This is a genomic window from Kitasatospora sp. NPDC101235 (assembly GCF_044767505.1).
Classification (GTDB): domain Bacteria; phylum Actinomycetota; class Actinomycetes; order Streptomycetales; family Streptomycetaceae; genus Kitasatospora.
Genome location: NZ_JBIWNZ010000030.1, coordinates 55,776 through 69,655 on the forward strand (window position 1 = coordinate 55,776; position 13,880 = coordinate 69,655).

At 72.5% G+C, this 13,880-nt stretch carries 13 protein-coding genes; 12 read left to right on the forward strand and 1 reads right to left on the reverse strand.

Features of this window, described 5'->3' with window-relative positions:
• Window positions 1-95: 95 nt before the first annotated feature.
• Window positions 96-959 (reverse strand): aldo/keto reductase, encoded by an 864-nt coding sequence (locus ACIRRH_RS35290; protein ID WP_403075680.1) that lies wholly within the window; start codon window positions 957-959, stop codon window positions 96-98.
• 562 nt (window positions 960-1,521) lie between these two features.
• Between ACIRRH_RS35290 and ACIRRH_RS35295 the strand changes: the two genes are divergently transcribed.
• From ACIRRH_RS35295 to ACIRRH_RS35350, 12 genes are all read left to right on the forward strand, one after another.
• Window positions 1,522-3,297: an ABC transporter transmembrane domain-containing protein gene (locus ACIRRH_RS35295; protein ID WP_403075682.1), complete on the forward strand. Its 1,776-nt coding sequence runs from the start codon at window positions 1,522-1,524 to the stop codon at window positions 3,295-3,297.
• A gap of 43 nt (window positions 3,298-3,340) precedes the next feature.
• Window positions 3,341-5,113, forward strand: a complete 1,773-nt coding sequence (locus ACIRRH_RS35300) for an ABC transporter ATP-binding protein (protein WP_403075685.1) — start codon at window positions 3,341-3,343, stop codon at window positions 5,111-5,113.
• 147 nt (window positions 5,114-5,260) lie between these two features.
• Window positions 5,261-5,506 (forward strand): LapA family protein, encoded by a 246-nt coding sequence (locus ACIRRH_RS35305; RefSeq protein ID WP_224278936.1) that lies wholly within the window; start codon window positions 5,261-5,263, stop codon window positions 5,504-5,506.
• A 47-nt stretch (window positions 5,507-5,553) separates the two neighbouring features.
• On the forward strand, window positions 5,554-6,282 hold the full coding sequence (locus ACIRRH_RS35310) for an amino acid ABC transporter ATP-binding protein (RefSeq protein WP_403075774.1): 729 nt from the start codon (window positions 5,554-5,556) through the stop codon (window positions 6,280-6,282).
• Window positions 6,283-6,405: 123 nt separating this feature from the next.
• Window positions 6,406-7,287: a glutamate ABC transporter substrate-binding protein gene (locus tag ACIRRH_RS35315; protein ID WP_403075688.1), complete on the forward strand. Its 882-nt coding sequence runs from the start codon at window positions 6,406-6,408 to the stop codon at window positions 7,285-7,287.
• 12 nt (window positions 7,288-7,299) lie between these two features.
• Window positions 7,300-7,944 carry an amino acid ABC transporter permease gene (locus ACIRRH_RS35320; RefSeq protein WP_403075691.1) on the forward strand — a complete coding sequence of 215 codons (645 nt, stop codon included), beginning with the start codon at window positions 7,300-7,302 and terminating at the stop codon, window positions 7,942-7,944.
• Window positions 7,941-8,810 (forward strand): amino acid ABC transporter permease, encoded by an 870-nt coding sequence (locus ACIRRH_RS35325; protein ID WP_403075694.1) that lies wholly within the window; start codon window positions 7,941-7,943, stop codon window positions 8,808-8,810. The genes ACIRRH_RS35320 and ACIRRH_RS35325 overlap by 4 nt, the downstream gene beginning before the upstream one ends.
• 175 nt (window positions 8,811-8,985) lie before the next feature.
• On the forward strand, window positions 8,986-9,891 hold the full coding sequence (locus ACIRRH_RS35330; RefSeq protein ID WP_403075697.1) for a LysR family transcriptional regulator: 906 nt from the start codon (window positions 8,986-8,988) through the stop codon (window positions 9,889-9,891).
• A 125-nt stretch (window positions 9,892-10,016) separates the two neighbouring features.
• On the forward strand, window positions 10,017-10,598 hold the full coding sequence (locus tag ACIRRH_RS35335) for a cysteine dioxygenase (RefSeq protein ID WP_403075698.1): 582 nt from the start codon (window positions 10,017-10,019) through the stop codon (window positions 10,596-10,598).
• A 58-nt stretch (window positions 10,599-10,656) separates the two neighbouring features.
• Window positions 10,657-11,847 (forward strand): YeiH family protein, encoded by a 1,191-nt coding sequence (locus ACIRRH_RS35340; RefSeq protein WP_403075776.1) that lies wholly within the window; start codon window positions 10,657-10,659, stop codon window positions 11,845-11,847.
• A gap of 102 nt (window positions 11,848-11,949) precedes the next feature.
• Window positions 11,950-12,660 carry a spermidine synthase gene (locus ACIRRH_RS35345; RefSeq protein ID WP_403075701.1) on the forward strand — a complete coding sequence of 237 codons (711 nt, stop codon included), beginning with the start codon at window positions 11,950-11,952 and terminating at the stop codon, window positions 12,658-12,660.
• A 186-nt stretch (window positions 12,661-12,846) separates the two neighbouring features.
• Window positions 12,847-13,878 (forward strand): TetR/AcrR family transcriptional regulator C-terminal domain-containing protein, encoded by a 1,032-nt coding sequence (locus ACIRRH_RS35350; protein WP_403075704.1) that lies wholly within the window; start codon window positions 12,847-12,849, stop codon window positions 13,876-13,878.
• Window positions 13,879-13,880: the final 2 nt, after the last annotated feature.

Genomic DNA, 13,880 nt, shown 5'->3' on the forward strand with positions numbered 1-13,880 from the left:
CGAAGGCCGCCCGCTCCCATGGGGTGCGGGCGGCCTTCGCGTGACCGGCCGTCAGGCGGTTCGGGGGCCCGGGGACCGGGCCCCCGGGCCGGGCGTCAGTTCCAGTCGAAGTCCTGCGGGTCCGGGCCGATCCGCTTGCCGGTGGCCACGGCGGCGATCGCCGCGAGGTCCTCGGCGTCCAGCTCGAAGCCGGTGACGTCCAGGTTCTCGCGGATCCGGGACGGAGTGACCGACTTCGGGATGGCGATCACACCGCTCTGGAGGTGCCAGCGCAGCACCACCTGGGCGACCGTGCGGCCGTGCTTCTCGGCGATCTTCACCAGCGCGGGCTCGGCGAGCAGCTCCTTGCCCTGGCCCAGCGGGCTCCACGCCTCGGTGGCGATGCCGTGCTCGGCGTGGAAGGCGCGCAGCTCCGTCTGGGGGAAGTACGGGTGCAGCTCGACCTGGTTCAGGGCCGGGGCGACGGAGGCCTCGTCCAGCAGGCGGGTCAGCTGCTCGGTGCCGAAGTTGGAGACGCCGATGGACTTGACCCGGCCGTCCGCCTTCAGCTGCTCGAAGGCCTTCCAGATGTTCAGGAAGCTGCCGTGCATCGGGCGCGGCCAGTGGATCAGGTACAGGTCGAGGTGGTCGAGGCCGAGCTTGGCCAGCGAGGCGTTGAACTCGCGCAGCACCGCGTCGCGGCCCTGCTCGCCGGACCAGTCGCGGGTGCCCGAGTTCCACAGCTTGGTGGTGATGTAGAGGTCCTCACGGGCCACGCCGCCCGCCAGCGCCTCGGTGATCGCCGCGCCGGTGCCGGCCTCGTTCTCGTAGATGGCCGCGGTGTCGATGGAGCGGTAGCCCGCCTCGATCGCGGTGCGGACGGCCGGGGTGGCCTCGGCGTCCGGGACCTGCCACACGCCGAAGCCGAGCTGCGGGATCTGTGCGCCGTCGTTGAGGGTGACGGTGGGGATGGTGCTCACGGGAAGGGGTGCCCTCCTGATTGTCCTGTGGTTCCAGTGGGGCAACTGGTGTCCGGGTGTGATTGTTCCCGCCGAACGGGCGAATCTTGGGTGAGGCTTTGCGGGGGTTTGCCCGGGGCGACGGCCGGCTGACGGTGGGGCGGGACCGCCCTGCTGGGGGACGTGCGGGGGCGCGGGGGAGCTCGCGGGCCCGGCGTGCAGGGGGCGTGTGGGGTCGGCGCGCTCGACCGTGGTGAAAAACCTGTTGCGCGGATCACAGGGAGGTTGGCAGGCTCGCGGCCATGACCTCCTGACTTTCCGGGCCCTTCGTGCCCATCCCGTCTCCGTCCGGTGCCTCCTTTGGACGCATCGTCGACGTCGCGCCGCCGCCGTGCTGCCGCGCCGCGCGTCCTCCGCCCGTCGGTTCGGGCCGTCCTGCTGTTCGGCCGTCGTTCGGCCGCTGCCCGTGCCGTGCGTGCGTCACCGAGGCGTTCCGTGCGCCCCGCTCCCGTACTCCCGTGCCTCCCCCGTACCCCTGTGCCCCCGTGCCTCCGCACCCGCGCACCGCCCGTATCGGAGTGTCATGCTGCTCACCCCTCTGCCGCTGGCCGACCCCGGCAGTCCCGATCTCTCCTCACCCCTGGCCTTCCTGCGCTGGCTGCAGCGCAGCCAGCGGCGCGGGCAGCTGCTCGCCACCTGCTGGACGCTGATCGAGATGGGGTGCCAGGCCGCCCTGCCGATACCGCTCGGGTACGGCGTGCAGGCCGCCGTGGACGGCGACGCCGGCGGGATCTGGCGGGCCGGCGGGTTCCTGCTCCTTCTGGGCGCGGGCGCCGCGCTCGGCGCCGTGCTGGCGCACCGCCAGGCGGTCTGGAACTGGATTCACGCGGCCACCCACGTACGGCAGTTGGTGGCCCGGCAGGCCTCGCAGCTCGGGGCCGGCCTGTCGCGCCGGATCGCCACCGGCGAGGTCGTCGCGGTCGGCAGCGGGGACGTCGAGCGGATCGGCTGGTACGTCGAGCTGATCGCCCGGGTCCGGTCCGCGGTGGTCGTCTGGCTGGCCGTCAGCGCGGTGGTGTTCACGGTCGATCCGGTACTCGGGATCGGCGTACTGCTCGGCGTCCCGGTGCTGGCGGCCTCCGTCTGGCCGCTGATCGGGCCCTTCGAGCGGCGCTACGAGCAGCAGCGCGCCCTCGGCGGCAAGGCCACCGAGCTGGCCGCCGACACGGTCGCGGGGCTGCGGGTGCTGCGCGGCATCGGCGGCGAGGAGCTGTTCCTGGAGCGGTACCGGGCGGCCTCCCAGGAGGTCCGGGCGGCGGCCGTCCGTTCGGCCCGGATCTGGTCGCTGATGCAGGCGCAGCAGGTGCTGCTGCCCGGTCTGTTCGTGGTCGGCGTCACCTGGTACGGAGCCCGGCTGGTGGCCTCCGGCGAGCTCGCCGTCGGCACCCTGATCGCGGTGTACGGCGCGACGGCCTTCCTGGCCGCTCCGCTGCGCATCCTGGGCGAGGCGGCGCACGCCTGGAGCGTGGCCCGGGTCTCCGCCGGGCGGGCCGTCCGGGTGCTCTCGCTCAGCCGGACGGGCGGCGCTGCCGAGGCCTCGCTGGCCCGGCCGGACAAGGCAGACCTGCACGACCCGGCGAGCGGGCTGACCGCGCGGGCCGGCGAGCTGACCGCGGTGGTCTGTGGGGACCCGGACTTCGCCGGGGCGCTGGCCGAGCGGCTCGGCGGTCACGTCCCGACGGCCGAGGGCGAACGGGCACAGGTCTCGGTGCGGCTCGGCGGCACCGAGCTGGACGCGGTGCCGCTGTCCGAGGCCAGGGCGGCGGTGCTGGTCCACGACAAGGAGCCGGTGCTGCTCTCCGGCACGCTGGCCGAGCTGTTCGACATCCCGTCCTCGGGGCGGGTCCCGGCTCCCGTGGCCCTGGCGGCGGCCCGGTCCGACGACGTGCTGGAGGCCCTGGTGGAGGGCTCGCCGGAGTGCGGGGGAGACCCGATGCGTGCCCGGATCACCGAGCGCGGACGCTCGCTCTCCGGCGGGCAGCGCCAACGGCTCGCCCTGGCCCGCGCACTGCTGGCCGACCCGCCGGTGCTGGTGCTGGACGAGCCCACCAGCGCGGTGGACGCCCACACCGAGTCGAGGATCGCGTCCGGGCTGCGGGACACCCGGGCGGGGCGCACCACCGTGGTGTTCGCGACCAGTCCGCTGCTGCTCGACCAGGCGGACCGGGTGGTGCTGCTGCAGGAGGGCCGGGTCGTCGCGGCCGGGCGGCACCGCGAGCTGATGCGGACCGAGCCGGCCTACCGGGCCGTGGTCACCCGCGACGAGGAAGCGGCCCGTCCGGTGGGTGGGGCCGTATGAGGACCGCCGTCAACTTCCCTGCCACGCACGCGAGGAGTACGTCATGAAGCCCCCCGTCCAGGAGGAACAGGGGCCGGCCGCCACCCTGCCGGTCGGCTCCCCGGCCGCCGTGCGCGGGTACCTGCTGCTGCTCGCGCGGCGGCACCGCGCCGGGTTCTCCGTGGTGGTGACTCTGCACTCGGTGGCCACGGTGGCCGGGTTGGTCGGGCCCTGGGTGCTGGGGCGTCTGGTCGAGTCGCTGGCCACCGGCACCGCCGGGTCCACCGTCGCGGTGGCGGTCGCCTGGTACCTGCTGGCGCTGGTGGCGCAGGCGGCGTTCACCGGCTGGTCGCGGATGCGCGGTGCGGTGCTCGGCGAGCGGGTGCTGGCGGACCTGCGGGAGGACTTCCTGGTCCGCTCGGTGGCCCTGCCGACCGGTGTGCTGGAGCGGGCCGGTACCGGGGACCTGGTCTCCCGGGGCACCACCGACGTCGACCGGCTGGACAAGTCGGTACGCGAGGCGGTGCCCGAACTCGCGGTCGCCGTGGTGTCGTTGCTGCTGGTGGTCGGTGCGCTGCTGGTCACCTCGCCGCTGCTCGCGCTGACCTCGTTGGTCGGGCTGCCGCTGCTGCTGGTCAGCTCCCGCTGGTACTTCCGGCGGGCGCCGCAGTCCTACCGCAGCGAGTCGGCCGGGTACGCGGCGGTGAGCAACGTGCTGGCCGAGACGGTGGATGCGGGGCGGACGGTCGAAGCGCTGCGGCTGGGCGACCAGAGGGTCCGGCTGACCGACCGCAAGCTGGGCGAGTGGCTGGCCTGGGAGCGGTACACCCTGTGGCTGCGCTCGGTCTGGTTCCCGACCATCGACGCGGTCTACACCTCGGCGGTGCTCGCCACGATGGTGCTCGGCGGGCTGTTCACCCTCCGGGGCTGGATCACCGTGGGCCAGTTGACCACCGGCGTGCTCTACGCGCAGATGCTGACCGGCCCGGTGGACCTGATCCTGCGCTGGTACGACGAGCTCCAGATCGGCCAGGCCTCGCTGGCCCGGCTGGTCGGCGTGCGCGAGGTGCCCGAGCACGAGGGGGACGAGTCCGCCCGGCCGGACGGCCGTCGGGTCGAGGCGAAGGACGTCCGGTTCGGCTACCGCGAGGGAGCCGACGTCCTGCACGGGATCAGCCTGGACGTCGCCCCGGGCAGCCGGGTCGCGCTGGTCGGGCCGTCCGGCGCGGGCAAGTCCACCCTCGGCCGGCTGCTGGCCGGGATCTACGCCCCCGGCCGCGGCAGCGTGACCCTCGGCGGGGCGGCGCTGGCGCGGATGCCGGCCGAGCGGGTGCGCGCGGAGGTCGCCCTGGTGAACCAGGAGCACCACGTCTTCGTCGGCACCCTGCGGGACAACCTGCGGCTGGCCGCGCCCGACGCGGACGACACCGAGCTGCGGGCCGCGCTGGACGCGGTGGACGCCGGGTCCTGGGTGGACGCCCTCTCGGACGGCTTGGACACGGAGGTCGGCTCCGGCGGCACCTCACTGACCCCGCCACAGGCCCAGCAACTGGCGTTGGCCCGGCTGGTGCTGGCCGATCCGCACACCCTGGTGCTGGACGAGGCCACCTCCCTGCTGGACCCCAGGGCCGCCCGCCACCTGGAGCGCTCACTCTCCCGGGTGCTGGAGGGCCGGACGGTCATCGCCATCGCCCACCGGCTGCACACCGCGCACGACGCGGACGTGATCGCCGTGGTCGAGGGCGGGCGGATCAGCGAGTACGGCAGCCACCCGGACCTGGTCGCGGCGGGCGGTCCGTACGCGGCGCTCTGGCGGTCCTGGCGGGACGAGCGGTAGCGGCCGCGGCCGTCCGGACCGATGGTCCGGAATCGGGTCGGAGCGTTTCAAACTCGTACGGGGCCGCGTTGCCCCGTACGGGTTACTCCCTGGCCCGGAAGGGCGCGTAACCGGGCAAATCAGCCGTCCGGCCCGCAGACTGCTCCGGTGACCAAGACTTCAGGCGGCTCGTCCCGTTCTTCGCGCGGTGAGATCGGCGGGATTCCCACGCGCTACATCGGGATCGCCGTCATCGTCATCCTCGCCGTGTGGTTCCTGTTCGCCAACCTCGACAAGGTCAAGATCCAGTTCTGGGTCTTCACCGTCACCGCGCCGCTCTGGATCGCGCTGCTGGCCACGCTGATCGCGGGCAGCGTGCTGGGCTGGCTGCTGAAGGGACGGCGCAACAGGTGACCACAGCCCCCGGGTCGGCCCCGGTCGGCGCCTCGGCCTTCACCCCGCTGATCGAGATGCGCGGGGTCAACAAGTACTTCGGGGACCTGCACGTGTTGCAGGACATCGAGCTGACGGTCGGGCGCGGCGAGGTCGTCGTGATCATCGGCCCGTCCGGCTCGGGCAAGTCCACGCTCTGCCGGGCGATCAACCGGCTGGAGCCGATCGAGGACGGCACCATCCTGATCGACGGCCAACCGCTGCCCGAGGAGGGCAAGGGCCTGGCCAGGCTGCGTGCCGAGGTCGGCATGGTGTTCCAGTCCTTCAACCTGTTCGCGCACAAGACCGTGCTGCAGAACGTCTCGCTCGCGCAGGTCAAGGTCCGCGGCCGGCCCAAGGCGGAGGCGGACGCCAAGTCCCGTGCGCTGCTGGAGCGGGTGGGCCTCGCCGGACAGGCCGGAAAGTACCCGGCGCAGCTCTCCGGCGGGCAGCAGCAGCGGGTCGCCATCGCCCGGGCGCTGGCGATGGACCCCAAGGCGCTGCTGTTCGACGAGCCCACCTCGGCGCTCGACCCCGAGATGATCAACGAGGTGCTGGACGTCATGCGCCAGCTCGCGAGCGAGGGCATGACGATGGTCGTGGTCACCCACGAAATGGGCTTCGCCCGGGCCTCCGCGAACCGGGTGGTGTTCATGGCCGACGGCCGGATCGTCGAGGACCGTGCCCCGGAGGCCTTCTTCAGCGCTCCTGAGAGCGATCGCGCCCGGGACTTCCTGTCCAAGATCCTGAAGCACTGAGGCGGCGCCGTGAACCGTGAGACGACGTCCGTGACGAGGCCTGCGGCGACGTCCGTGACGCCGCCCGTGGCGAGGCCCGCGACGACGCCTGCGGCGCGGCCCGTCGCGCGGGCGGGGAAGCGCGTGCTCGCCGCCGCCCTGCTGCTCACCGCTCTGGTCGCGGGCTGCGGCAAGCCCGGCACCCCGCCGCCGAAGGGCCCGCAGCCCAGCGCCCTGCCCAGCTACCAGGTGCAGGACGCCTCCGCGATCACCGGCTCGCCGACCCTGGACGCCGCCCGCAGGCGGGGCCACCTGGTGGTCGGCGCCAAGGAGGACCAGCCGTACCTGGGCCAGAGGAACCCGGCCACCGGCGAGTACTCCGGCTTCGACATCGAGATCGCCAAGATGGTCGGCGCCTCGCTGGGCTTCCCGCCGGACCGGATCGAGTTCAGGACCATCGCCTCGGCCAACCGCGAGACCGCTCTGCAGAACGGCCAGGTGGACTACTACGTCGGCACGTACACCATCAACGACAACCGGAAGAAGCTGGTCGGCTTCGCCGGCCCGTACTTCATCGCCGGGCAGTCGCTGCTGGTGCGCAGGAACAACGACACCATCCACGGTCCGCAGGACCTGGACGGCAAGAAGGTCTGTTCGGCGGCCGGCTCCACGTCGTACCAGCGCATCCAGTCGAAGTACCCGAAGGCCAAGCTGATCGGCTACGACACCTACTCGGCCTGCGTGGACAACCTGATCGCCAACCAGGTCGACGCGGTGACCACGGACAACGCGATCCTGCTCGGCTACGCGGCCAAGGTGCCGGACGAGCTCAAGGTGGTCGGCCCGCTGTTCTCGACCGAGCCGTACGGGATCGGGGTGCCGAAGGACGACTCCGTGCTGCGCGGCGCGATCAACGACGGGCTGGAGCACCACATGCAGAACGGCGACTGGAAGAGGGCCTTCGAGGCGACCCTCGGCCTCTCCGGGGAGCCGGCGCCGAACCCGCCGCAGATCGACCGGTACTGAGAGGGCCGCGCCGTGAAAACGCTGACCGACAACTGGTCGACCTACTGGGAGGGGTTCCTCGGCACGCTCTCGCTGTTCGTGGTGAGCGCCGTGCTGTCGCTGGTGCTGGGCGTGCTGATCGCGAGCTTCCGGGTCTCACCGGTCAAGCCGCTGCGGGTGTTCGGGACCGCCTGGGTGACGGTGCTGCGCAACACGCCGCTGACGCTGCTGTTCTTCATCGTGGTGCTGGGCCTGCCCCGGTTCGACATCACCCTGCCCTTCTTCACCTTCGCGGTGCTCGCGCTCGGCTGCTACACCTCGGCCTTCGTCTGCGAGTCGATGCGCTCGGGCATCAACACGGTGTCGCCCGGGCAGGGCGAGGCGGCCCGCAGCCTCGGCATGAGCTTCGGGCAGACGATGGGCCTGGTGGTGCTGCCGCAGGCGTACCGCTCGGTGGTGGCGCCGCTCGGCAGCGTGATGATCGCGCTGGCGAAGAACACGGCGATCGCCGGTTCGTTCAGCGTCACCGAACTGCTGGGCACCTACCGGACCATCAACGAGCTGGGCTACAGCATCGTCTGGACCTTCGTCTGGATCGCCGTCGGCTACCTGATCATCACCCTGGCCATCAGCGCCGTCTTCAACCTGCTGGAACGACGAGTGGCGGTGTCCCGATGACCGTTGAATCCTCGGCGCTGTACGACATCCCCGGCCCGAAGGCGATCGCCCGCCACCGGCTGTACGGCGGGATCGTGCTGCTGCTGATCGCGGCGGTGGTCGGCTGGGTCGTCTACATGCTGTTCCACACCCAGCAGTTCACGTACGAGAAGTGGATGGCCTTCGAGTACCGGGGCGTGCAGGAGTTGCTGCTGCGCGGGCTCGGGAACACCCTGAAGGCCTTCGGCTGGACGGTGCTGTTCGTGCTGCCCTTCGGCGCGTTGTTCGCGGCCGGGCGGCTGTCCGACCACCGGGTGGTGCGCTGGTCGGCCACGCTGGTGGTGGAGTTCTTCCGGGCCATGCCGGTGCTGGTGATGATCTTCTTCGTGTTCGTCGCACTCAAGGTGCAGCCGCTGTGGGCGCTGGTGACCGGGCTGGTGCTCTACAACGGGTCGGTGCTGGCCGAGGTGTTCCGGGCCGGCGTGCTCGCGGTGCCCAAGGGGCAGCGGGAGGCGGCGTACGCACTGGGCATGCGCAAGACCCAGGTGATGACGTACGTGCTGGTGCCGCAGGCCAACCGGGCGATGTTGCCGGCCATCATCAGCCAGCTGGTGGTCGCGCTCAAGGACACCTCGCTGGGCTTCCTGATCACCTACGAGGAGTTCCTGCACGCGGGCAAGCTGATCGCCACCAACCTCGACTACGACCTGCCGTTCATCCCGGTGGTGATGGTGATCGCGCCGATCTACATCGGCATGTGTCTGCTGCTCTCGTGGCTCGCCCGCTTCGTGGAGCGGCGCAGCCGGCGCAGCCCGAGCGCGCGCGGCGGGGTGCCGGTCGTCACGGCCGGGGTGCCGATGGGACTGCCGCCGTCGGCACAGCAGTGAGAGGGCTGGTTCGAGGCTGAACCATAGGTGCGGGTGGGGTCGGGGTCGATACCTCCAAATTCCTCTTATGATTCTCGGGCATCGAGGCGAGGCCGCAGCGGGGCTGATGCGCCCCTGCGATGACGTCGATGCGGGACCGAGGACGGACGAGCGGGTGGGAGGGATCATGGAGCCGGTGTTCGATTCGCGGCACATCAGGACGTTCCGCGAGGTCGTCCGGGCAGGTTCCTACTCGGCCGCCGCCCGCGAACTCGGCTACACCCAGCCCGCCATCACCCAGCAGATGAAGGCGCTCGAACGCACCGTCGGTGTCCCGCTCTTCACCCGGGAAGGGCGCGGACTGCGGCTCACCGAGGCCGGCGAGGCGCTCTCCCGGCACGCCGAGCTGATCCTCGGCAGCATGTCCGCCGCCCAGAAGCAGCTCGCCGCGCTCGCCCGGCTGCGCGCCGGGCGGGTGCGGGTCTGCGCCTTCCCCAGCGCCAACGCCACCCTGATACCCGAGACGATGGCCCGGCTGCTGGCCGAGCACCCCGGCGTGCGGGTCGAGCTGCTGGAGGCCGAGCCGCCGGACTCCGTCCAGCGACTGCTGCGCGGGGAGTGCGACATCGCGCTGGCCTTCCGCTACCCGGGTGGGGCCACCGAGGTGCCGGAGGGCCTGGACGAGATCCCGCTGATGGAGGACCTGCTCACGGTCCTGCTGCCGGTCGGGCACCCGCTCGGCCGCCGGCACGCCGTACGGCTGGCCGACCTCGGTGGCGAACGCTGGATCGCCGGCTGTCCGCGCTGCCGGGCCAACCTGCTGCACGTCTGCGCGGAGGAGGGCTTCGCGCCGGACATCGTGTTCTCCACGGACGACAACCTCGCGGTGCAGTCGCTCGTCGCCGCCGGGGTCGGGATCGCGCTGATGCCGGCTCTGGTGCTCTCCTTCATGTGCCACCGCAAGGTCACCGGGCGGGCCGTCGAACCGCACCTGCGGCGGCAGGTGAGCGCGTACGTACTGCGCGAGCACCGCCGGATCCCGGCCACCGGGCTGGTGCTGGACCACCTGCGGCAGGCAGCGGCGAGCCGGGTGGGGTGCTGACCGCCGATCGCCGGCCGGTGGCTGCCCGTTGGCGACTGCCGACCACTGACATATAAGCGTTGATGGGGAGGTTGCTTATGAACCCTCCTTGGACGTGATAGGTCGGTAGGCTCGAACCTGCTGGTATGAGACCCTCAGCCACGGTCGGCAGCGACCGGCTCACCGAGCGGATGACCGCGCTGATCAGTGAGATCCGCGCCGTCGTGGACCGCGGACTCCCGCCTGAGCTCACCGCCTACCTGGTCGGCGAGCGCCTCGCCCCGCACCTGCACGCCGACCAGGACGGGCCCGACGCGCTGCTCACCCCCGCCCAGTGCGAGGGCGACCCGCAGCGCTACCGCCAGCACGTGCTGCACGCCGAGGAGGACGGCAGCTTCTCCGTCGTCGCCCTGGTCTGGCTGCCCGGACAGCAGACCCCGATCCACGACCACGTCTCGTGGTGCGTGGCCGGCGTCCACCAGGGGCAGGAGAGCGAGACCCGCTACCGGCTGGTCTCCGACGGCCAGACCGCCCGGCTGGTCGAGACCGAGCACGTGGCCGGCCCGGCCGGCACCGTGGCCGCCTTCGCCCCGCCCGGCGACATCCACCTGGTGCGCAACTCCTGTAGCAGCACGGCGATCTCCATCCACGTGTACGGCGCGGACGTCTCGCGGCTCGGCACCAGCATCCGGCGGGTCTACCGGCTGCCCGCCGACCAGCAGCGGTGAGCGCGGCGTGGCACTGACCCTCCGGCACCGCGTCGCCGGTACCCGCTCGCTGCCCCCGATGCGCGGGGACGCCCCCGGGCTGCTGCTCGCGGCCCTCGGGGTGGCCGCCGCCCTGGGCGTCCACGCGCTGGTGCCGGCCGTGCCCGAGCTCACCGCCGCCGTCGTGCTCGGCATGGTGGCGGCCCACCTGCCCGGGCTGCGCCCGGTGGTCCGCGGGATCGCCCGGCCGGGGCTGTCCACGGCCGGGAAGCGGCTGATGCGGCTCGGGATCGTCCTGCTCGGGCTCAAGCTCAGCCTGGACGACGTGCTCGGCCTCGGCTGGCCCACCGTCGCCATGGTGCTCGCCGTGGTTGCGGCCACCTTCGCGGGCACGCTCTGGCTGGGCCGGCGGCTCGGCCTTCCCGGGGACCAGCCGCTGCTGGTTGCCACCGGGTACTCGATCTGCGGGGCCTCGGCGATCGGTGCGGTCAGCCAGGCGGCGGGCAGTGAGGAGGAGGACGTCGCGGCCTCGGTGGCGCTGGTCACCCTGTGCGGGACGCTGGCGATCGCCGTGCTGCCGTTGCTCCAGCACCCGCTCGGGCTCGGCGAGCTGGAGTTCGGGCGCTGGGTCGGGGCGAGTGTGCACGACGTCGGACAGGTGGTCGCCACCGCGCAGACCGGCGGGTCCGGGGCGCTGCGGGAGGCGGTGCTGGTCAAGCTGATGCGTGTGGTGCTGCTGGCGCCGCTGGTCGCGGGGGTGGCCGTCGTGGTGCGGCGGAACCTGCGGGCGGCGCGGGTGGCGGCCCCGGTGGAGGCTGCCGTGGCGGTTCCGGTGACGGGCGGGGCGGGTCATGTGGCGTCGGAAGCGAACTCGGACTCGGACTCGCGCTCGAACTCGAACTCGGACTCGCGCTCGAACTCGAACTCGGACTCGCGCTCGAACTCGGGCTCGGACTCGGGATCGAGGCCGGGTGAGAAGTCGAGTGAGAAGTCGGTGAAGACCGGCAGTCGTCCGCCGATCGTGCCGCTGTTCGTGGCGGGGTTCCTCGCGATGATCGTCCTGCGGACCACCGGGGTGCTGCCGGAGCGCGTGCTCGGCCTGGCCGCGGACACCCAGGAACTGCTGCTGGCCGCCGCGTTGTTCGGTCTCGGCAGTGCGGTGCACCTGCCGACCATGGCTCGCACCGGCGGTCGGATCGCCCTGCTCGGGCTCGGATCCTGGGTGGTCGTCGCGGGCGTCTCGTACGCGGGGGTGCTGGTCACGACGTGACGGGCCCGGGGGCGGACTCGGCTATTGTCGGGCGGGTATCCATCCCGCCCGTACCGGGGTGGCCCCGCAGCCGAGTTCGCCCGAGTCCGCTATGGAGGACGGATGACCACCGCACTGCCCGAACGTGACGGCCACGAGGCCGTCGTCACGCTCGACCGACGGGAGGGCCCGTACGGCGAGGTGGTGCTCCGGCAACGCGGTCGGGACTTCGAGATCATCGCCAACGGCTGCTTCCTGATGGACACCGCCGACGGGCGCTCGGAGCGGCTGCTGATCCAGGCGGCGCTGGACGAGCTGGACCGTACGGGCGGGCCTGCCGAGCGGCCGTCGGTGCTGATCGGGGGCCTCGGGGTCGGCTTCTCGCTGGCGTACGCGGCGGCCGAGCCGCGCTGGGGCCGGATCGCCGTCGTCGAGCGGGAGACCGCGATCATCGACTGGCACCGGACCGGTCCGCTCGGCGCCTTCTCGGGCGGCGCGCTGGAGGACGAGCGGGTCGAGGTGCTCCACACCGATCTGCTGGAGTACCTCGCGGCGGCGGACGGCGAGCGCTACGACGCGCTGTGCCTGGACATCGACAACGGGCCGGACTGGACCGTCACCGAATCCAACGACGAGCTGTACGGCGCGGACGGGCTCGCGGTGCTGTGGCACCGGCTGCGGTCGGACGGGGTGCTGGCAGTGTGGAGTGCACAGCCTTCGCCGGCCTTCGAGGAGGCGTTGCGGGCGGCGGGGTTCTCGGACGTGGTGACGCACGAGGTCCGGGTGGCCCGGGGGGTGCCGGACGTGGTGCACCTGGCCCGGCGGGCGGGCTGAGGGCGGACGCGGACCGGGCCGGGATCGGGCGCGGGTCAGGCGAGGGTCGGGTTCGGCTGGGTTCGGGCCGGGTGGGTGGGGCCGGAGTGCGGGTGGACCTGGCGGCGGTGGCCGGTGCTTGCTGCTGCGCTCGTCAACTTCGATCGGTATTGGGACAGTTGGGCGGCAGGTCGGCGGTGGGGTTGGGTGACTGAGAGCGGGAGCCCCTCGGAGCGGATCGCGGCCGAGCTCCGACGGCGCATAGCGGCAGGGGAGTTGGCGCCGGGGGCGCGGGTGCCCTCCACCCGGCGGATCACCCAGGAGTGGGGCGTCGCGATGGCCACGGCGACCAAGGTGCTGAACCGCCTGCGGGAGGAAGGGCTCGTCCGGGCCGTCCCGGGGGTGGGCACGGTGGTGGCAGGGAAGCCGGCTCCGGCGGCCGCCCGGGCGCGGGAACCCCGGCGGGCGCAGCAGCAGGTGTCCGAACCGGCGTCGCAGCCGGAAGTGCGGCCGGTGGCGCAGCCGGTCGGGGGGCGGCGGGTGCGCGTGGGCGGCGAGCGTGACCTCACCCGCGAGCGCATCGTGGCGACGGCCGTCCGGGTGGCCGACGAGGAGGGGCTGGCGGCGCTGTCGATGCGCCGGGTCGCGACCGAACTCGGTGTCGCGACGATGTCGCTCTACCGTCATGTGCCCGGCAAGGACGAGCTGTTGCGGCTCATGATGGACGCGGTGTTCCGCGAGCAGCCGCTGCCCGAGCCGCCGGCGTCGGACTGGCGGGAGGGGCTGGAGACGATCGCGCGGCTGCAGTGGCGGATCTACCGGCGGCATCCGTGGCTGGCCTCCACGATGTCCTTCACCCGGCCGGTGCCGGCGCCGGATGCCGCGCTGCACACCGAGCGGTCGATGGCCGTCCTGGTGGGGCGGGGACTGAGCTGGGAGGAGATGGCCCAGACGTCCGTCGCCCTGGCCGCGTTCGTGTGCGGGCTGGCCGTTCACTTCGAGCGGGAGGCGCAGGCCGAGCAGGACAGCGGGCTGTCCGCAGACGAGTGGATGGAGCGGGTGGGCGACGAGGACCACGCACGGCTGATGGCGGATTCGGAGCGGTTCCCGATGTTCGACGCGCTGAACCGGGGGCCGGAGATCGACCTGAGCCTGGAGGCGTTGTTCGAGTTCGGGATGGCGCGGATGCTGGACGGGGTCGGTCTGGTGATCGAGCGGCGGGGCGGCGCGGACGGGTGACG